The organism is Stenotrophomonas sp. YJH_SMC_130 (genome assembly GCF_059369035.1).
Genome location: NZ_JCAFSH010000001.1, coordinates 779,321 through 795,574, shown reverse-complemented (window position 1 = coordinate 795,574; position 16,254 = coordinate 779,321). Strand labels below are relative to the sequence as shown.

Here is a 16,254-nt window from a genome sequence, read left to right as displayed (position 1 = left end):
ACCGGAATTCTTCACGGTATGTGATAAGTCGCTAACACGAAATGTGTTGCGCGGATGATCACGATATGTGATTCTCCGCGAATGGACGCACTCGACAGAGCCGTGAAAGCCGCCGGCGGGGTCACATCCCTTGCCTCCCATCTTGGTGTTCGCCAGAGCGCTGTCAGCAATTGGCGCTCGCGGGGGCGCGTGCCCCCAGCCATGGCGATTCCCATCGAATCGGTCACGGGCGTTTCGCGCCATGACCTCTGCCCGGAAATCTTCGGCCCCTTCGCCGGGCTGGCCCCGGTCACGAAGCGGGATCTTCTCGCCAAGCTCGGTCTGTCCAATGACGCTCATCTTGCGGTCGTTCTGGCGTTGCCTGCGGACCGCGTCGCGGCTTGGGAGTTGGACGCAGCTGTCCCCGCCCTGCCAAGCGTTCTCGCCGTCCTGGGCCCGGCAGTTGGCGCTCCTTCGCCCCGCGTCGATACGAACCCCGACGTTGGCCGCATCGGCCCTGTCGACACCGCCTGAAAAGCCATCCATGGCCGTCGTCCCTCACTTGATCTCCATGGCGCTCATCGTGCGCCTCCCGGGCTCGGCCCGAAACCTTGAAACGCAGTCCACCCCAAGGTGACCCATGACCTGCCGTACATCCGCACTTAACTGGCTCGACGTTCTCTACAACTCCGTGCGCAAGACGCCCGGCGGTGTCGTGGACGCAGCCGCTTTCCTGGCCGACCGCCGTGGCAAGTCCATGCACCCGGAGACCCTGCGCGCAAAGTTGCGCGGGTTGGAGGGTGAGTCGGTGACGATGGAGATTGCCGAACTGCTGACCGAGTGGATGCAGGAGAAGGCAGGCGGCAGCGATTACGCACTGGACTGGATGCAGGCGCTGGCCGGGCAGTTCGGCATGGCCGTTGCCACGGTTCCGCCGCCGCCGGAGGGTGGTTGGTCGGACGAGATCGGCGCCATTCAGACGAAGCTGCTGGAGATCACCACGCGGGTGGGGCGCCTGTCGGGCACTGCGGTGGATGCGATGGCCGACCGCCACATCGACAGCGACGAAGCCAAGCTGATGGTGGAAGAGGCCAACTCGCTGATCACAATGGCGCACCGGCTGATCCGCAACGTGTCGCGCGCTGCAGCGAAGGGGAGGGCGCGTCGATGAACCATCCAGCCCGAGCAACCGACCTCAGCACCAGTCACGAGGCAGCCCACTACGTCGTTCAATCCGGCTTGCAGGGTGACCAGCAGGCCGCAGCGGCGTCCGCAGTGAAGCGCCATCCCGGCCTCACCAGCAATGAACTGGCCCAAAAGACCCGCATGTGCCGCTATGTGCTGGCACGCCGTCTCCCCGAGCTGGCAGAAACCGGCCGTGTTTGGCGCGGCCCGAAGAAGCCCTGCTCCGTCTCTGGCCGCAGCGCCTGCACCTGGTGGCCGGTGGCCCCGGGTCAGAACATGCCGCTGGGGCTCTGACATGTCGACCATCATCATGTCGCAGTGCTGGCCGCTGCAGGGCCTGAGCGTCACGCAGAAGGCTGTGTTGATCTCGCTGGCTGATCAGGCGAACGACGACGGTGTGTGCTGGCCGGCGGTGGGCACCATCGCCGCGCGCTGCTGCATGTCGGCGCGCGCTGTGCGTACGGCAATGGATCATCTGGAGGCCGTCGGCCTGCTGACCCGTGACCGCCGGTTCAACAGCAGCACGGTCTACAAGGTCACCCCGGCCAACTTCGACAAGGCCGCTGCGCCGTCGAAGGCTGGCCGCAAGGCAGGAAAAGCAGGTACTGCACCGGGCGCAGGTGCTGCGCCCCATGCAGGGGGGGCGCCCGCTGCAGGAGGGGATGCGCCCCATGCAGGGGGGGATGCACCGGGCGCAGGTCTAGGGGTGCGCCCCGTGCCGCCTAACCGTCATATAACCCTCAATGAACCGTCAGGAGAACCGTCATTTCCGGCGGGCCTGCCGGCCGCGCCGCTGGCGGAGGATTCCGAAACCGACCTGCAGGCCGCGTGCCGCGCCACCTGGGCCGCGTACGCCACCGCTTACCGCACCCGCCACGGTGTGGCGCCTGTCCGCAACGCAAAGGTGAACAGCAACGTCCGGCAGATCGTGCAGCGGCTCGGCCACGGCGAGGCCCCGCTGGTGGCCGCGTGGTTCCTGACCGTCAACGAGCGCTACGTGGTGCAGAACATGCACGACCTGGGCGCGCTGCTGGCGAAGTGCGAGGCATACCGCACGCAGTGGGCCACCGGTCGGCAGGTGACCGAGGAAGCCGCCCGGCAGACGGACAAGACGCAGACCAACCTTGGCGCCGCCGACGCGGCCAAGGCTCTGCTGGCACAGCGGAGGGCGGCACATGCTGGGTAATCAGGAGCAGGATCGGCTGGTCGATCTGCTGGTGGCCACCGCCGAGGTGATTGGCCACCAGCTCAGCCCGAACGCCGCCGCCTACATGGTTTCGGATCTGGCGCAGTACCCGCTGCCGATGCTGGAGCGGGCGCTGGCGTCGTGCCGCCGGGAGCTGAAGGCGCGGCTTTCGCTGGCGGCGATCCTCGAACGCATCGAGGACGGCCACCCGGCACCGAATGAGGCATGGGCCAACGCGATCCGCGCCGCTGACGAAGGTGTGACCGTGGTGTGGACTGAGCAGACCCGCGATGCGTGGGCGGCGGCGCTGCCGCTGGTGCAGGCGGGCGACAAGATCGCTGCCCGGCCGGCATTCCTGGAGGTCTACACCCGGTTGGTGAAGGAAGCGCGCGCTGCGCACCGGGTCGCCACCTATCAGCTGTCCCTTGGCGGCGACGTGTCCGGTCGGGATAGCGTCCTGCGCGAGGCGGTGGCCGCTGGCCAACTCATGAAGGAGCAGGTGGAGCAGTACTTGGCACTTCCGCCCCCCACCCCGGCCTTCGACCCGGTGGCGCTGCTGGCCGGAACCGTTGAGGCGTCGCCGACCGCGGACGAACGGACCCGTTCGCGCCTGGCTGAGGTCGTCGCGCTGCTGGAGGGCAAAGCGGCATGAGCCCCGATCACTTCAACGTCGAAGTGCGCCCAGTGAGCGAGCCAGTGGCCGAGGCGGGCTGGTATCTGGCCTACGGCTACGGGATCAAGCCGCTGGTGGTCTACGCAACGCGCGGGATGACTGTCTGGCGCGACGGCATGCGGCGGATCCCGATCACCCGCTACGCCGGCCCGATCCCGGAGCTGCGCTGATGTGGTCGAACGCACCGCCGCCGACCGAGGCGGAGGCAGCACGCATCGAACTGGCGAAGACCGGGCCGTGCATGGCATGCCTCGTTCGCTACGCGCAGGGACTGATGGCGAAGAAGCACGTGATCTACGGCTGCGAATACAACCACGCCAAGTCGGGAAACATCCGGCGCGGCCATTTCTTCGGCTACGCGTTGTGCCAGTGGCATCACCAGCGCTACCGAACGGAACACATGACGCAGAAGCAAATGGTGGCCCGCTGGGGCCCACCGCTGCACTGGTCCAAGAAATTCCACGAGGCGTTCGGATCCGACGACGACCTGATCGCACAGCAGACCTACATCAACGAACTGAGGGCGGCAGCATGAAGAAGACGAAGGCCATGGCGCCGAGGATCAACCCCCAGCGTGCACCACGCGAGCGGCGGATGGACCACAACACTGTGTCACGGCCCAAGCGGGTCAAGGGCCGTGTGGTCGCAGATGGCCCGGCCGAGACGGTGGAGCAGTTCGAGGCGCGCGGCGGGCAGGTGCAGCGCCTGACGGCCAGCTGGGACCGTGCGGCGTGACAGGTGCCGCAATAGAAGACAACCAAGCGCGATCTCGCGCTGCACGAGCAAACCACCAAGGGGAAGGCGCATGGGAATGAACGAGGCACGCGAACTGCTGTCGAGCCGGACGGGGCCGAGGGCACTGAGCTTCGACGGAAGCATCGGCGGACCAAGCACTGAGGAAATCTTGGCCGCCTTGGCGTATGTTCCGGCTGGCCTCGGTCGCGAACTGCTGGAGGCGCTGTGGTGGCCGGAAAGTGGTCAGCGGAGGCGCGAGCAGCTGCGCCAGGCGGTGGTCTCCCTGGTCGCGCCGGAGTTCACCCGCCAGATGCACGCTCTTGCGGACGCCCGTACTGACTACGGCATCGCCAAGGCCAGCATGGGCTGGTGCGGCGGGTCGATTACGGAGGCGCAGCGGCGGGAGCTGCTCCGTACGGAAAAGGCTCTGGACGATGCACGCGCTGCGGCCTGGCCGAACAACACGATGGAACAGTTGGGAGTCCTGGCCGGAGCGGTGATCGCTGAAATGGCCGGCGCGCGCGAGTGCTCGCACTGCTGTGGCAAGCGGGTTCTGCTGGACCCGCGCGTCGCAGGTGTCGTGAACTGCGTGGAGTGCGGTGGTAGCGGCCATGAGCCGCTGAGCGGCCGTAAGCGCGCTGCCGCGATCGGTGCCGACTGGTCGGCATACAGCCGGTTCTGGCGCCCGGTGTACGAGTGGATGCTGTGCAGCTTCCGTGCCGCCGAGGCGCGCGCCGCAAGGAAGTTCAACAGGGCTCTTTCCAAGGCCGCGTAGCGATGACTTCCTAGGTCATCGGAAACGGGTGCAATCTTCCCAGCATCCAGACGCAAGCCCCGGCCATGCCGGGGCTTTTTCTTTGCCCGCGTCCCAGCCGGACAAACTCTCGTGCCCAGCCGGCGCCAGGGGCGGGCACCAATCAACCGGGAGGGGCATATGCCGAACCGGACGACCTACGGGGCCACCATGAAGGACGAAATCATTGGCACCGCCGCTGGTGCTGTGGCGAAGGCTGCTCCACCGGTGACGGTAGCCGGCGCGGTCGCCGCAGGAGCGAACCTCGATCGCGTGGTGGTAGTTCTGACAATCATCTACCTGGTGGGCCAGATCAGCTACCTGGGCTGGCGCTGGGTTCGCGAGTGGCGGCAGAGGGCGCGAGCATGAAGGCCAAGATCATCGGTAGCAGCGCCGCCGCCGTCATTGCTTTGGCCGCGGCCGCGCTGGTAAAGCCATGGGAGGGCTACTCGCCGACTCCCTACGTCGACATGGTCGGTGTTGCCACCTACTGCTACGGCGATACCAGCAGACCGGACAAGGCGGTGTATACCGAGCAGGAGTGCGCGGAGAGGTTGAACAGCCGGCTCGGGCACTACCTGGTCGGTATTCAGGCGTGTATCCGGGTCCCACTCCAGCCCCATCAGGCGGCGGCGCTGCTCAGCTGGACCTACAACGTCGGCGTGGCTGCTGCTTGCCGCTCAACACTGGTGGGGCGGATCAACGCTGGCCAGCCCGCCGCGAGCTGGTGCCCGGAGCTGGACCGCTGGGTCTACGCCGGCGGCAAGCGCGTGCAAGGCTTGGTGGACCGCCGCGCGGCAGAACGGGCCATGTGCGAGGGCAAGTCATGAGCCGTATCGCCGTTGTGGTTGTCGGACTCGGCCTGTGGTCCGCCGCAATGTTTGGCGCCGGCTGGACTTGGCGAGGCGACCAGGCGGAGGCGAGTGAAGCCAATCAGCGCGGCACGTCGGCCTTGGCCGTGGCCGAACAGGTGAATCAGGCCCGAGCCGTCGAACACCGCCAGGCCGACAGCCTCGCAACCATCGGAGCAAAACATGAAGAAGACCGCGCTGCGGCCGAGACCGTCCCTGCTGCTGTTGTGGCTGACCTGCGCGCTGGGCGTCTCCAGTTGCGCGACGACCTCGCCACCTGCCACACCGCTCGCCTGTCCGAAGCTGCCGCCGGCGCCGCCGAACGTGATGCGCGAGCCGAATTACGTCCAGAGGTTGTCGGAGCTGCTGTTCAGATCGTCACCGACGCCGACGACCAGCTCCGAGCATGCCAAGCAGTGATCCGGGTGGATCGCGATCAGCACTGACCGAAATCTGGAGTCAACTTTTATCTGAGGGCCGCCTTGAGCGGCCCTCTGCCGTTTTGGTGCCTCGGATAGGCCGTTGCACCGACTACCGCCGCAAAGGCAACAACTAAGGAGCAATTCAATGAGCAAGAACGAACACAAGGACGACTACATGATGCAGCGCGCAGGCGGTGGCACGATCGATCAGCCGATGGACGACAGTGGCTGGCAGGTCAGCGGCAGCGTCGTGAACGAAAATGGGCGCCCCGTGGGTGCGAGCTTCACCGGCAACATCGACGGCACCGCCGTCAGCGGTGAGGTAAAGACGGGCAATGCGCAGGTCAAGGTGGGCGAGAACGACTCGTTCCTGAATTTGAAGTACCAGAACGAACGCGTCACTGGTACGGTCGGCTACGGCGTGGGTAATGAAGAGGCCCGACTGACCGGCACCTTCGACAGCAACGGCAAGCTGTCTGGCTCCGCCAAGGTCCAGTTCAAGAACACCGCGATCGACATCTCCCCTGCAAGTGCCGGCATCACGTATGACTTCGGCGGTGGTTGGTCCGGAAGCGTCCGACAGGAGTTCGGCGGTGGCATGGGAATCCAGTTCTCCGGCGGCTCGTCCTTTGGTGGTGGCAGCAGCTTCAGCCTGAGCCTGGGCGCTTCGGGGGGCGGTGGAGGCTCGTGGGGCGTGAATGCCAAGTTCCAGCTGATCGTGCTGACGAACTAAGGCCAGTCCCGGCCAGCGAAAGCGCTGGCCGGGCATCTACTTCTTGGCGTGTCCAAGCGCCTCAGCAATGCAGGTGACAGATTCCGAGGTGCTTCGTCGATGGGACGAATTAACGGGGTGGAGCGCCGCATCCTGGCGCTTGGCCGGCTGAAGACCGGCGAGATGAACAAGACCGAGGCTACGTATGCCGCGCGGCTGCGTGCGCTGCAGGCTGCGGGCGAGGTCCAGTGGCACCGGTTCGAGGGCATGAAGCTGCGCCTGGCCGACAACACGTTCTACACCCCGGACTTTGCGGTCATGGCTGCCGATGGAGTCATGGAGTGCCACGAGGTGAAGGGGCACTGGCAGGACGATGCCAGGGCCAAGATCAAGATTGCCGCGGCCATGTACCCGTTCCGCTTCATTGCGGTGAAGGTCAGGCCCAAGCGCGACGGCGGTGGCTGGGAAGTGGAGGAATTCTGATGCACGCGACAGTGACTGCGTCGGTCCGCCTGCGCTGGTGGCTGCGGTGGTATCTGGCTGCCGTGGTGTGGTTTGCCCGGGCCACGGGAATGGAACCGGACTGGGAGCGGGTTGAGTGGTGGATCCGCCGCGGCCTGGTGCTGCGAACGACGAGGGTTGGTGATGGACGCTGCACGGATTGAAGAGGTGGCGCGCGCTGCGGCTGTCACGGCCCTGGCGGGTCTGATTGAGAGCAGCACCGACAGCCGCATTGACCGACTGGTCGGGATCATCGAGCAGCAGGGCAAGCAGATCGCCGAGCTGGCAATGCACGTTGGCCTGCTCGTGCAGGCGGTGGCGCAGCTGCTGGGCGAGGAGGCCGGTGCACCCGTGCAGGATGAAGGTGCCGAGCCTGAGCGCGTCGACCTGGACGGGAAGCCCTACTGATGAGCGCGCGAGGGCTGGCCGGTAACCGGCAGGCCAAGCGCGCCCTGCCGACGAACAGCCGAGCTTGGCGCGCGCTGCGAGAGACCATTCTGGTTCGGGACCTGTACCGATGCCAGGAACATGGCTGCGGTGTTCTCTGCACCGGGCGCGGCCAAGCCCACGTCGACCACGTGGATGGCGACCCCAACAACAACGCCCCGGAGAACCTGAGGACGATGTGCATCAGCTGCCATAGCCGGAAGACGGCCCGCGAGGACGGCGGCTTTGGGAACGCCCAGCAGGTGGTTGTGGGGTGCGACGCCGACGGTTGGCCGATCAAGTAGGCAAACAGCGCCGGCGCGGGGTTATCCACAGAAAGCTGAACGAAAAGGGGAGGGGGGCTCAAAAGTTTGGGCCGATCGCCCGGCGATACGTGCGCCCCCCTTTCTTCGCACATCCACAGTTGGAAAGACGACACCCCGACCGGGGCAAAAAATGTCAAATCCAAGGACACCAGCCGCAAAAGCGGCAGTTTCTGGCGCAGCGGCCAAGAACCCAAAACGGCACAAGGACCGCAAGACGCCGAAAAAGACCAAGGCGGTCGGGCCTCCCTACAAGGGGATGACCAAACCGCAGATCGCGGTATGGCGTGAGCAGGTCGAAAACATGCCGTGGCTGCATGCCGGCCACCGGCTGTTGCTGCGCCAGGTCTGCATCTTGGCGGCTCGGATGGAGACCGACCCCGACATGGGGGTTTCTGCCCTTCAGGCGCTGGGCTCCCTGCTTTCCAAGCTCGGCGCAACGCCGGTTGACGAGACAAAAGTGAATCATGGCGGCGAAGAGGACGAAGACCCCGACGACAAGCTCTTCTGATCGCACTGCGGCCTATGCGCTGGCGGTGGTAGCAGGTGAGATCGTGGCCGGCCCTCATGTGCGGAATGCATGCCGCCGGCACCTGAAGGACCTGCAAGACGGTCACGAGCGCGGCCTCTACTTCGACCAAGCTGCGGCGCAAAGGGTTTTTGAGTACTTCGAGACGATTCTGAAGCTCTCCGAGGGCCAGTTCGAGGGCCGCTCTTTTGAGCTGCACCCCTCGCAGGCATTCATTCTCGGATCGCTGTTTGGCTGGAAGAAAGCAGACGGGAACCGGCGATTCCGTCGCGCCTACATCGAGATGGGCAAGGGCAACGGAAAGTCGCCCATGGCCGGCGGCATTGGTTTGTATGGGATGACCTCCGACGGGGAGGCTGGCGCGCAGATCTACGCCGCCGCCGCGAAGAAGGAGCAGGCCGGAATCCTGTTCGCCGACGCGGTGAAGATGGTTAAGGCGTCAAAGGCGCTGATGAAGCGTCTGGAGTTCTCCGGCGGCGAGGGGCGCGAGTACAACATCGCTCACCACAAGAGCGGCAGCTTCTTCCGGCCGGTTTCGCGGGACACCGGGCGAACAGGCTCCGGTCCTCGCCCGTACTTCGTTCTTGCCGACGAAGTCCACGAGCTGCCCGACCGGCGCGCCATCGAGATGCTCGAGCGCGGCTTCAAGTTCAGGCGACAGCCGTTGCTGTTCATGATCACCAACTCGGGCAGCGACCGAAACAGTGTTGCCTGGGAGGAGCACGAGCACGCGGTGAAAGTGGCGGCTGGGCATACCGAGGCGGTCAACGATCCGACCTTTGTCGGTGAGCCGCTGGACGATCGCACTTTCAGTTACGTGTGCGCGCTCGATGATGGCGACGACCCACTGGAGGATCCGACCTGCTGGGCCAAAGCGAACCCGTTGCTCGGGATCACGATCACCGAGGAGACGCTGCGGGACATTGTTCACCAGGCCAAGGCGATTCCCGGCCAGTTGAACGGCGTGCTGCGCCTGCACTTCTGCGTCTGGACCGATGCTGAAACTGCATGGATGACCCGAGCGACGCTGGAGCCGGCATTGGCCGACTTCGAGATTGCCGAACACCACGGAAAGCCGGTATATGGCGGGCTCGATCTATCGCAGGTGCGCGACCTGACCGCTGCGGCGTTCGTCGTCCAAACCGGCAGCGTGCCGGTCACCGTCATGGTGGAGGGCGAGGAGCGCGTGGTCGAGAAGCCGACGTTTGACGCTTGGATTGAGGCATGGACGCCCGGCGACACGGTGGACGCACGCCAGCTGAAGGACAAGCTGCCCTACCGGACGTGGATCGAGGCTGGCCACTTGCACGCGCCGAAGGGCAAGACGATCAGCTTCCGGCATGTGGCTCAGACGCTGGCCGACTACGACCAAGGCTACTCCATTCAGCTGATGGCCTATGACCGGTATGTGTTCCGCCGCTTCGAGGACGATGCCAAACAGATTGGCCTTTCGCTGACCTTCGCCGAGCACCCGCAGGGCGGCACCAGGAAGGGCAAGCCGCTAGAAGCCGCAGCCGAGGCCGCCAAAGCAGCAGGGCAGCCGGTGCCAGAGGGCATGTGGATGCCCGGCTCGCTAAACCTGTTGGAAGAGGCCCTCTTGGAGGGCCGGATCCGACTGAAGAAGAACCCGGTCCTCGTTTCAGCGCTCATGTCGGCGGTGATCGAAACCGACAAATGGGATAACCGCTGGCTCTCCAAAGAGCGGTCCATCAACAAGATCGATCCGGCCGTCGCACTGTGCATGGCTATCGGTGCAGCGCACGCGAGCTTTGTCCGCTCAGCTTCTGTGTACGAGAAGCGCGGGATCCGATTTCTATAGGGAAAACCATGTCCAGGTTCAACGAAGAAGACCTTAAGTCGCTGGACCGGCTCTGGAATCCGCCGCCGGCGGCGCCACGCAGCGCACGCGCTGAGGCCGGCCAGTTCACGGGAATGAATGATCCGGCACTGTTGGAGTTCATCCGATCACAGGGCGGCCACGGCGGCGGTGGCTACCAGCTGCGCAATATGGCGGTACTCCGCTGCCTGTCCCTGATTTGCGGAACCATCGGCATGTTGCCCCTGAACCTGGTCGAGTCGGGCAGGAAGAAGCGGATAGCCGACGAGCATCCCGCGCACCGCCTGCTGAAGATCAAGCCGAATCCGTGGCAGACGCCATTGGAGTTCAAGCGGCAGATGGAGCTGGCCAGGCAGCGGCACGGGGATGCCTACGCGCGGATCGTGTGGTCGGCAGGCCGGCCAATCCACCTTATCCCGCTTGACTCCCCAGCGGTGCGGGCAGAGCTGGGCGACGACTGGCGCATGCTCTACCGGTTCAACAGCAAGAAGAGTGGCGAGGTCATCCTCAAGCAGGAAGAAGTGCTGCACATCCGTGACCTATCGGTGGACGGCGTGACCAGCCTGTCCAGGATGAAACTGGCAGATCGGGCTATCCGATTGGCGCTGGATGCGGAACAGGCAGCGAGTCGGATCTTTGAGACCGGCAACATGGCCGGTGGTGCCATCGAGGTGCCCAATGCGCTCAGCGACGTAGCCTACGAGCGCATGCGCACGTCCCTCGACACCGAATACGCCGGCGCCGCCGCGGCGCAGCGCTGGATGCTGCTGGAGGAGAACGCCAAGGCCAACAAGTTCGGCAGCACCGCCCAAGAGGCCCAGCATGTCGAGAACCGCAGCGCACAGGTGGAGGAGGTGGCCAGGCTCTACGGTGTTCCCCGTCCGCTGCTGTTCCTGAGCGATACCAGCTGGGGCACCGGCATCGAGCAGCTGGGCATCTTCTTCCTGCAGTACACGATGCTGGAGCACTTCACCAACTGGGAGCAGGCGGTCGCGCGATCGCTCATCGACGAGCGGGATCTGGAGCGCTATCAGCCCAAGTTCAACGTGCGGGCGCTGATGCGCGGCACGCTCAAGGATCAGGCGGACTTCTTCAAGGCCGCTCTCGGCTCCGGCGGTACGGCGCCGTTCCACACGCAGAACGAGATCCGCGACCTGCTGGACTATCCGGAATCGGATCAGCCAGGGGCCAACGACCTGATCAACCCCATGACAAAGAAGGGAAAGAGCAATGAGCCTCCGGCAGCTGCCTGAAATCCGTGCTGAGCGACGGCTCGGCGCAGCCCAGTTCGACATGCGCCCCGACGCGCTCGAACGCTGGGAGCCCGAAGTCCGCGCCGCCGGCAACGACGCGAACAGCATCTCGATCTATGACTCCATCGGCGAGAACTGGGAGGGAACCGGCGTCACCGCCAAGCGCATCAGCGCCGCCCTTCGCGCGATCGGCGACAAGGACGTGGTGGTGAACATCAACTCGCCTGGCGGTGACTTCTTCGAAGGGGTCGCCATTTACAACGTGCTGCGCGAGCATCCAGGCAGAGTGACCGTCCAGGTCATGGGCCTGGCCGCGTCGGCGGCGTCGGTGATCGCGATGGCCGGCGACGAGATCCTGATGGGCGACGGATCGTTCCTAATGATCCACAACGCTTGGGCGGTGGCCATCGGCAATCGGCACGATATGGCCGACGCGGCAAGGCTGCTGGAGCCCTTCGACACGGCTATGGCCAAGGTCTACGCGGCCCGCTCGGGCGTCACCGAGGCGGAAGCTGCCCGGATGATGGACGAAGAGACCTGGATCGGCGCCGCCCAAGCGGTAGAGGACGGCTTTGCCGATGGTCTGCTTGATGGAGCTGCTGCCACCAAGGATGCCAAGCAAGCATCGGGCGGGCGCAAGGCGCTGGCCTTGGTGGAGGCGGCGATGGCCAAGGCAGGCCACTCCCGCTCCATGCGGCGCGACACCTTGAAATCGCTGTTCAACGGCAAGCCGAGCGCTGCCGGGTCCGCCACGCCGAGCGCTGGCGGCAACGAAACCTCGGCCCTGTTGCAGGGCCTACTCGACAACATCAAAGCCTAAGAGGCCAACACATGACCAAGATGACCCACGGCCGCGTCCCGCGCGGCCTCGTTTCCGTGCACGCCGATGGCGGCAGCCAGCCCGACGTGAAGGCGCTGGTGGAGTCGCTGAACAAGGCGTTTGCCGAGTTCAAGGCCGAGCACACCAAGCAGCTGGAAGAGATCAAGAAGGGCAGCGCCGATGCACTGCAGGCCCTCAAGGTCGACAACATCAATGCCGACATCACCCGCCTTCAGGCGGCGGTCGACCAAGCCAACACCCAGATGGCCGCGTTCCAGATGGGCGGCGGCAGCGCCGGCAGCGGCGTGGCCGACGCCGAATACACCGATTCGTTCCGTGCACACTTCCGCAAGGGTGAAGTGCAGGCGGCCCTCAACAAGGGCGCGGCCGATGAGGGCGGTTACCTGGCACCGGTCGAATGGGACCGTTCCATCACCGACCGCCTGGTCATCGTCTCGGACATGCGCCAGCTGGCCAACGTGCAGCCGTGCTCCGGGGCGGGCCTGACCAAGCTTTACAACACCGGCGGCACTTCGTCGGGCTGGGTGGGCGAAGAAGATCCACGCCCGGAGACTGCAACGGCGAAGCTGCGTCCGCTCAGCTTCGGCTGGGGCGAGATCTACGCCAATCCGGCGGCGACCCAGCAGCTGCTGGACGATGCTGAGATTGACCTGGAGGCATGGCTGGCCGGCGAGGTCGAGCTGGAGTTCGCCAAGCAGGAGGGCGATGCGTTCTTCTCCGGCAATGGCGTCAACAAGCCCTTCGGCATCCTGACCTACGTGGACGGTGGGGCCAATGCCGCGAAGCATCCGTTCGGTGCTATCAAGGTCGTGAACAGCGGGGTGGCGGCCGGCATCAACGGTGACAGCATTCTGGACCTGGTCTATGACCTGCCATCGGCATTCACCGCGGGCGCCAAGTTCGCGCTGAATCGCAAGACGCAGGGTGTGGTCCGCAAGCTGAAGGATGCGCAGGGCAACTACCTGTGGCAGCCGTCGCTGGTGGCCGGTCAGCCTTCGACCCTGGCGGGCTTCGCCGTGCAGGACGTGGCGGCCATCCCCGATGTGGCAGCCAACGCTGTCGCTGCCCTGTTCGGCGACTTCAAGCAGACCTACACCGTGTACGACCGCAAGGGCGTGCGCGTGCTGCGCGACCCGTACACCAACAAGCCCTACGTGATGTTCTACACCACCAAGCGCGTGGGCGGCGGCGTGCACAACCCGGAGCCGATGCGCGCCCTCAAGATCGCGGCTGCGGCCTAATCACCCCACCAGCCGGGCGGCATCGTGCCGCCCGGCATCCACCCCTGTGATCGAGGAGCCGCAATGGCGAAGTTCATCAAGCCCTTCCGTGGAGTGCCGGAAGGCGAGATCTATCCGGTCCAGTTCGTTGCCGGCGACGACTGCCCGCCTGAGTTGGAGGCTGGCGCACTCTCTGTCGGTGCGCTCAGCCTGAAGGCAGACACACCGCCCCCGTTCCTGCTGGGATCCGGTGTTCAGCCGGCGAGCTTGGAGCTTTCCGACGGTACAGTCCTGTCGCTGGGCGACGTGGTTGGCCGGGCACACGCAGCCTCGGGGCTGTCGGTGGAGGACTGGAACGCGCTCGAGGACAGCGAACGCGAGGCGCTGATCGCCGAGACCGTCGACAAGCTCTCCGGCAAGGATGACAAGGGCCAGGTCGCTGGCGAAGACAAGCCAGCCCTGATGGCGCAGCTTGAAGCCGCAGGTATCCCGTTCGACAAGCGTTGGGGGGCGGAAAAGCTGGCCGCTGCTCTGGCCGAAGGGAAGAAGGACTGATATGCCCATCGTCTCACTCGCACAAGCCCGCTCGCATGTGCGAGTTGAGGCCGATTACCCCGAGGAACAGCTGCAGGCCGCCATTGCCGGCGCGCAGGATGCAGCGCAGGCATACCTCAATCGGCAGATCTACGAGGACGCTGGCGCCTTGGCTCTAGCACGGAGCAGCTATCCAGCCGCAGTGAGGGCCGCCTCGCTCGCAAAAAGTCAGGCGCTGGCAGACGCAATGTTCATTGAGGATGGGGACGAGCGCACTGCCGCGATACGGCTGGCAGTTGTTGCCCATCGGGAGGCGACAGCAAAGGCGGAGGCCTGCATCCACGGCGTTGTTACGAATCCCAGCATCTTCTCTGCCATCCTGCTGACGCTCGGTCATCTCTACGCGAACCGCACGGACGTGATCGTTGGGGCTCAGGCGGTGGAGCTTCCCAACGGCGCCAAGAGTCTCCTGCGTCCATACCGAAGGGTGATGATGCCGTGACGCTTCTAGATGGCGACCTGCAGCACCGTATCCGCTTCGAGCGCAAAACAGATGGGCGCGACCCCCTGGGCGGCCCAGGTAAGCCGGTGTGGGTCGAGGTTGTGAGCGTGTGGGCCAAGACCACCAACAATCTTGCGGCGACGACGGAAGCGGTCGCCGCCGGTGCCGAGCGCTACCGGGAGCAGGTTCGGTTCGATATCCGCCCGCGTGACGTTGATCCTCAGTGGCGGATCGTGTTCCGTGGCCGCGCCTTCGACATCAAGAGCATCGCACCCAGCAACGACCGGAGCGAGATCGCGATCATCGCCGTAGCGGGGTTGATCAATGTCTGAGCAAGTGTCAATTCAGGGGCTGGACGGCCTGCTGCGCTCGCTGCGGGAGGCTCCCAAGGCCATACAGGGAAGGGCGGTCCAGGCCGGCATGCGAAAAGGCGGCAATGTCATCCGGGACGACGCCAGGCGCCGCGCACCGAAAGCAACGGGCTTCATGGCGTCTCAAATCGTCACCCGCCGGGCCAACTCCAAGAGCCGACAGCGCGCAGGTGTAGGCCAAGGCGGCGAGTACTACACGGTCGGGGTTAAGACCGGTCGCCGGCGCAAGTACGCCAACACCAAGCGCAACCGGCGCCGCGGCCGCGTCGGGAAGGTATATGAGGAGGCGGGCTGGGCCTATTACTGGCGCTTCAAGGAATTCGGCACCAGAAAGATGAGGGCCGAGCCGTTCCTCACGCCGGCAGGCGAGGCCAAAGGGCCGGAGGCGGCGCAGGTGATCATCAATGAAACCTGGGCGGCGCTCGACAAGCAGCTCAAGAAGGATGGCTGGCGATGATGGTTCCCCTGATCCAGTCCCTGCTGCAGGGTGATGCAGCGGTTCGGCACGTGCTGGGCGACCCGATCCGGTTGTGGCCGGGAACCGCGCCACAGGATGCAGCACTGCCCTACGCGACGTGGGAGGTGGTCGGCGGATCGCCCACCGCGATGCTGTCCGATGCGCCGCCGGCCGACGGCTGGCGAGTCCGATTAACCGTGTGGGGCAAAGCCATGACGCAGGCCAACGGCGCGGCCGTCGCCATCCGCGAAGCGATCGAGCGCGTGGGCAGCATCGAGTCTTACAACCCGACGCCTGACAGCGACGGCACGGACGCCTTTGGCATCTCCTTCGACGCCAGGCTCCTGCAACTGCGCTGAACCACACAACGGCAACCCACTGGCCCCGCAAGGGGCCTTTCTCTTGCCCGGCGACGGGCGCAACACAAGGAAACCCCTATGGGACAGGTAATCAAGTCGAAGCACACGCAGCTGTTCGTCGCCATCGCCGCGGCCGAGGTCATCAAGGTGACCCGCCTGCGTACGGTCGGCTTCCCCGATGGCCAGGCGTCGGAGATCGATATCTCCGATTACGACGACGACTGGGACCAGTTCGTCGCCGGCCGCAAGCAGACCGGCAGCACCAGCATCGAGATCATCTACGACAGCGTCGACCACGAGAAGCTGGAAGAGCTGCATGAGACCGGTGCCGTCGTGAACTGGCTGGTGACCGCGCCGCTGTCGGAAACCGAAGGCGTGGCCAAGCCGACCGCCGTTGCCGGCAAGATCACCCCGCCGGACACCGTGCTGTCCAAGCAGTTCGACGGCTTCGTGCAGAACTTCGCAGTGACCAGCCAGGACAACGACGTCTGGAAAGCGACCATCACCATCCGCGGCTCCGGCGCCGTCACCACGCACCGCCCGACGCCGTAAGGCTGCGGCAACG

Annotated in this window: 27 protein-coding genes; all 27 read left to right on the top strand. The window is 65.3% G+C overall.

The features are described from left to right. Positions 1-54 precede the first annotated feature (54 nt). Positions 55-513, top strand: coding sequence for a transcriptional regulator (locus tag AC5P5V_RS03845; protein ID WP_321573208.1), 459 nt, complete (start codon positions 55-57; stop codon positions 511-513). Between the two features lie 106 nt (positions 514-619). Beyond that, entirely contained in the window at positions 620-1,150 is a 531-nt protein-coding gene (locus AC5P5V_RS03840; protein WP_111008138.1) for a phage regulatory CII family protein, read from the top strand. After that, positions 1,147-1,458 (top strand): winged helix-turn-helix domain-containing protein, encoded by a 312-nt coding sequence (locus tag AC5P5V_RS03835; protein WP_235643146.1) that lies wholly within the window; start codon positions 1,147-1,149, stop codon positions 1,456-1,458. Before AC5P5V_RS03840 ends, AC5P5V_RS03835 begins: the two co-directional genes overlap by 4 nt. A gap of 1 nt (position 1,459) precedes the next feature. Continuing rightward, positions 1,460-2,350: a helix-turn-helix domain-containing protein gene (locus tag AC5P5V_RS03830; protein WP_235643145.1), complete on the top strand. Its 891-nt coding sequence runs from the start codon at positions 1,460-1,462 to the stop codon at positions 2,348-2,350. Then, on the top strand, positions 2,340-3,002 hold the full coding sequence (locus AC5P5V_RS03825; protein WP_235643144.1) for a hypothetical protein: 663 nt from the start codon (positions 2,340-2,342) through the stop codon (positions 3,000-3,002). The genes AC5P5V_RS03830 and AC5P5V_RS03825 overlap by 11 nt, the downstream gene beginning before the upstream one ends. After that, positions 2,999-3,193 carry a hypothetical protein gene (locus tag AC5P5V_RS03820; protein ID WP_005418745.1) on the top strand — a complete coding sequence of 65 codons (195 nt, stop codon included), beginning with the start codon at positions 2,999-3,001 and terminating at the stop codon, positions 3,191-3,193. Before AC5P5V_RS03825 ends, AC5P5V_RS03820 begins: the two co-directional genes overlap by 4 nt. Further along, a complete protein-coding gene (locus AC5P5V_RS03815) occupies positions 3,193-3,558 on the top strand; it encodes a Ref family recombination enhancement nuclease (protein ID WP_235643143.1) in 366 nt (121 codons plus the stop codon). Before AC5P5V_RS03820 ends, AC5P5V_RS03815 begins: the two co-directional genes overlap by 1 nt. Then, complete coding sequence (locus AC5P5V_RS03810) at positions 3,555-3,758, top strand: hypothetical protein (RefSeq protein ID WP_235643142.1); 204 nt, start codon at positions 3,555-3,557, stop codon at positions 3,756-3,758. Before AC5P5V_RS03815 ends, AC5P5V_RS03810 begins: the two co-directional genes overlap by 4 nt. A gap of 76 nt (positions 3,759-3,834) precedes the next feature. After that, complete coding sequence (locus tag AC5P5V_RS03805) at positions 3,835-4,533, top strand: hypothetical protein (RefSeq protein WP_235643141.1); 699 nt, start codon at positions 3,835-3,837, stop codon at positions 4,531-4,533. Between the two features lie 189 nt (positions 4,534-4,722). Next, positions 4,723-4,920, top strand: coding sequence for a hypothetical protein (locus tag AC5P5V_RS03800; RefSeq protein ID WP_032954460.1), 198 nt, complete (start codon positions 4,723-4,725; stop codon positions 4,918-4,920). After that, positions 4,917-5,381, top strand: a complete 465-nt coding sequence (locus tag AC5P5V_RS03795; RefSeq protein WP_005418728.1) for a lysozyme — start codon at positions 4,917-4,919, stop codon at positions 5,379-5,381. The genes AC5P5V_RS03800 and AC5P5V_RS03795 overlap by 4 nt, the downstream gene beginning before the upstream one ends. Next, on the top strand, positions 5,378-5,848 hold the full coding sequence (locus AC5P5V_RS03790; RefSeq protein WP_235643140.1) for a lysis system i-spanin subunit Rz: 471 nt from the start codon (positions 5,378-5,380) through the stop codon (positions 5,846-5,848). Before AC5P5V_RS03795 ends, AC5P5V_RS03790 begins: the two co-directional genes overlap by 4 nt. A gap of 121 nt (positions 5,849-5,969) precedes the next feature. Next, the gene (locus tag AC5P5V_RS03785; protein WP_053497189.1) at positions 5,970-6,557 is read left to right on the top strand and encodes a hypothetical protein; all 588 of its coding nucleotides are present in this window, start codon (positions 5,970-5,972) and stop codon (positions 6,555-6,557) included. A 99-nt stretch (positions 6,558-6,656) separates the two neighbouring features. After that, positions 6,657-7,019, top strand: a complete 363-nt coding sequence (locus AC5P5V_RS03780) for a DUF1064 domain-containing protein (protein ID WP_235643139.1) — start codon at positions 6,657-6,659, stop codon at positions 7,017-7,019. 162 nt (positions 7,020-7,181) lie between these two features. Continuing rightward, complete coding sequence (locus AC5P5V_RS03775) at positions 7,182-7,445, top strand: hypothetical protein (protein WP_099553153.1); 264 nt, start codon at positions 7,182-7,184, stop codon at positions 7,443-7,445. After that, on the top strand, positions 7,445-7,768 hold the full coding sequence (locus tag AC5P5V_RS03770; RefSeq protein WP_099553154.1) for an HNH endonuclease: 324 nt from the start codon (positions 7,445-7,447) through the stop codon (positions 7,766-7,768). Before AC5P5V_RS03775 ends, AC5P5V_RS03770 begins: the two co-directional genes overlap by 1 nt. 151 nt (positions 7,769-7,919) lie before the next feature. Then, positions 7,920-8,297, top strand: coding sequence for a hypothetical protein (locus AC5P5V_RS03765; protein WP_235643138.1), 378 nt, complete (start codon positions 7,920-7,922; stop codon positions 8,295-8,297). Then, a complete protein-coding gene (locus tag AC5P5V_RS03760) occupies positions 8,254-10,134 on the top strand; it encodes a terminase large subunit (protein WP_111096862.1) in 1,881 nt (626 codons plus the stop codon). The genes AC5P5V_RS03765 and AC5P5V_RS03760 overlap by 44 nt, the downstream gene beginning before the upstream one ends. 8 nt (positions 10,135-10,142) lie before the next feature. Next, entirely contained in the window at positions 10,143-11,405 is a 1,263-nt protein-coding gene (locus AC5P5V_RS03755; RefSeq protein WP_235643137.1) for a phage portal protein, read from the top strand. After that, positions 11,383-12,225 carry a head maturation protease, ClpP-related gene (locus tag AC5P5V_RS03750; RefSeq protein WP_235643136.1) on the top strand — a complete coding sequence of 281 codons (843 nt, stop codon included), beginning with the start codon at positions 11,383-11,385 and terminating at the stop codon, positions 12,223-12,225. Before AC5P5V_RS03755 ends, AC5P5V_RS03750 begins: the two co-directional genes overlap by 23 nt. Positions 12,226-12,236: 11 nt before the next feature. Then, positions 12,237-13,487, top strand: a complete 1,251-nt coding sequence (locus AC5P5V_RS03745) for a phage major capsid protein (RefSeq protein WP_111096865.1) — start codon at positions 12,237-12,239, stop codon at positions 13,485-13,487. Between the two features lie 63 nt (positions 13,488-13,550). Next, a complete protein-coding gene (locus tag AC5P5V_RS03740) occupies positions 13,551-14,021 on the top strand; it encodes a hypothetical protein (RefSeq protein WP_235643135.1) in 471 nt (156 codons plus the stop codon). A 1-nt stretch (position 14,022) separates the two neighbouring features. Next, a complete protein-coding gene (locus tag AC5P5V_RS03735) occupies positions 14,023-14,502 on the top strand; it encodes a head-tail connector protein (RefSeq protein ID WP_235643134.1) in 480 nt (159 codons plus the stop codon). Beyond that, complete coding sequence (locus AC5P5V_RS03730; RefSeq protein WP_111096867.1) at positions 14,499-14,834, top strand: phage head closure protein; 336 nt, start codon at positions 14,499-14,501, stop codon at positions 14,832-14,834. The genes AC5P5V_RS03735 and AC5P5V_RS03730 overlap by 4 nt, the downstream gene beginning before the upstream one ends. Next, positions 14,827-15,330, top strand: coding sequence for an HK97-gp10 family putative phage morphogenesis protein (locus AC5P5V_RS03725; protein ID WP_235643133.1), 504 nt, complete (start codon positions 14,827-14,829; stop codon positions 15,328-15,330). The genes AC5P5V_RS03730 and AC5P5V_RS03725 overlap by 8 nt, the downstream gene beginning before the upstream one ends. Next, positions 15,327-15,689: a tail completion protein gp17 gene (gene gp17 / locus AC5P5V_RS03720; RefSeq protein ID WP_235643132.1), complete on the top strand. Its 363-nt coding sequence runs from the start codon at positions 15,327-15,329 to the stop codon at positions 15,687-15,689. Before AC5P5V_RS03725 ends, gp17 begins: the two co-directional genes overlap by 4 nt. Before the next feature lie 78 nt (positions 15,690-15,767). Next, complete coding sequence (locus AC5P5V_RS03715) at positions 15,768-16,241, top strand: phage tail tube protein (RefSeq protein WP_049450663.1); 474 nt, start codon at positions 15,768-15,770, stop codon at positions 16,239-16,241. The last annotated feature ends 13 nt before the right edge of the window (positions 16,242-16,254 follow it).

What these genes read in the sequence shown, in the direction of transcription:
- AC5P5V_RS03845 (WP_321573208.1), top strand. Translation starts at nt 55, where the DNA reads ATGATCACGATATGTGATTCTCCGCGAATGGACGCACTCGACAGAGCC.
- AC5P5V_RS03840 (WP_111008138.1), top strand. Translation starts at nt 620, where the DNA reads ATGACCTGCCGTACATCCGCACTTAACTGGCTCGACGTTCTCTACAAC.
- AC5P5V_RS03835 (WP_235643146.1), top strand. Translation starts at nt 1,147, where the DNA reads ATGAACCATCCAGCCCGAGCAACCGACCTCAGCACCAGTCACGAGGCA.
- AC5P5V_RS03830 (WP_235643145.1), top strand. Translation starts at nt 1,460, where the DNA reads ATGTCGACCATCATCATGTCGCAGTGCTGGCCGCTGCAGGGCCTGAGC.
- AC5P5V_RS03825 (WP_235643144.1), top strand. Translation starts at nt 2,340, where the DNA reads ATGCTGGGTAATCAGGAGCAGGATCGGCTGGTCGATCTGCTGGTGGCC.
- AC5P5V_RS03820 (WP_005418745.1), top strand. Translation starts at nt 2,999, where the DNA reads ATGAGCCCCGATCACTTCAACGTCGAAGTGCGCCCAGTGAGCGAGCCA.
- AC5P5V_RS03815 (WP_235643143.1), top strand. Translation starts at nt 3,193, where the DNA reads ATGTGGTCGAACGCACCGCCGCCGACCGAGGCGGAGGCAGCACGCATC.
- AC5P5V_RS03810 (WP_235643142.1), top strand. Translation starts at nt 3,555, where the DNA reads ATGAAGAAGACGAAGGCCATGGCGCCGAGGATCAACCCCCAGCGTGCA.
- AC5P5V_RS03805 (WP_235643141.1), top strand. Translation starts at nt 3,835, where the DNA reads ATGAACGAGGCACGCGAACTGCTGTCGAGCCGGACGGGGCCGAGGGCA.
- AC5P5V_RS03800 (WP_032954460.1), top strand. Translation starts at nt 4,723, where the DNA reads ATGAAGGACGAAATCATTGGCACCGCCGCTGGTGCTGTGGCGAAGGCT.
- AC5P5V_RS03795 (WP_005418728.1), top strand. Translation starts at nt 4,917, where the DNA reads ATGAAGGCCAAGATCATCGGTAGCAGCGCCGCCGCCGTCATTGCTTTG.
- AC5P5V_RS03790 (WP_235643140.1), top strand. Translation starts at nt 5,378, where the DNA reads ATGAGCCGTATCGCCGTTGTGGTTGTCGGACTCGGCCTGTGGTCCGCC.
- AC5P5V_RS03785 (WP_053497189.1), top strand. Translation starts at nt 5,970, where the DNA reads ATGAGCAAGAACGAACACAAGGACGACTACATGATGCAGCGCGCAGGC.
- AC5P5V_RS03780 (WP_235643139.1), top strand. Translation starts at nt 6,657, where the DNA reads ATGGGACGAATTAACGGGGTGGAGCGCCGCATCCTGGCGCTTGGCCGG.
- AC5P5V_RS03775 (WP_099553153.1), top strand. Translation starts at nt 7,182, where the DNA reads ATGGACGCTGCACGGATTGAAGAGGTGGCGCGCGCTGCGGCTGTCACG.
- AC5P5V_RS03770 (WP_099553154.1), top strand. Translation starts at nt 7,445, where the DNA reads ATGAGCGCGCGAGGGCTGGCCGGTAACCGGCAGGCCAAGCGCGCCCTG.
- AC5P5V_RS03765 (WP_235643138.1), top strand. Translation starts at nt 7,920, where the DNA reads ATGTCAAATCCAAGGACACCAGCCGCAAAAGCGGCAGTTTCTGGCGCA.
- AC5P5V_RS03760 (WP_111096862.1), top strand. Translation starts at nt 8,254, where the DNA reads ATGGCGGCGAAGAGGACGAAGACCCCGACGACAAGCTCTTCTGATCGC.
- AC5P5V_RS03755 (WP_235643137.1), top strand. Translation starts at nt 10,143, where the DNA reads ATGTCCAGGTTCAACGAAGAAGACCTTAAGTCGCTGGACCGGCTCTGG.
- AC5P5V_RS03750 (WP_235643136.1), top strand. Translation starts at nt 11,383, where the DNA reads ATGAGCCTCCGGCAGCTGCCTGAAATCCGTGCTGAGCGACGGCTCGGC.
- AC5P5V_RS03745 (WP_111096865.1), top strand. Translation starts at nt 12,237, where the DNA reads ATGACCAAGATGACCCACGGCCGCGTCCCGCGCGGCCTCGTTTCCGTG.
- AC5P5V_RS03740 (WP_235643135.1), top strand. Translation starts at nt 13,551, where the DNA reads ATGGCGAAGTTCATCAAGCCCTTCCGTGGAGTGCCGGAAGGCGAGATC.
- AC5P5V_RS03735 (WP_235643134.1), top strand. Translation starts at nt 14,023, where the DNA reads ATGCCCATCGTCTCACTCGCACAAGCCCGCTCGCATGTGCGAGTTGAG.
- AC5P5V_RS03725 (WP_235643133.1), top strand. Translation starts at nt 14,827, where the DNA reads ATGTCTGAGCAAGTGTCAATTCAGGGGCTGGACGGCCTGCTGCGCTCG.
- gp17 (WP_235643132.1), top strand. Translation starts at nt 15,327, where the DNA reads ATGATGGTTCCCCTGATCCAGTCCCTGCTGCAGGGTGATGCAGCGGTT.
- AC5P5V_RS03715 (WP_049450663.1), top strand. Translation starts at nt 15,768, where the DNA reads ATGGGACAGGTAATCAAGTCGAAGCACACGCAGCTGTTCGTCGCCATC.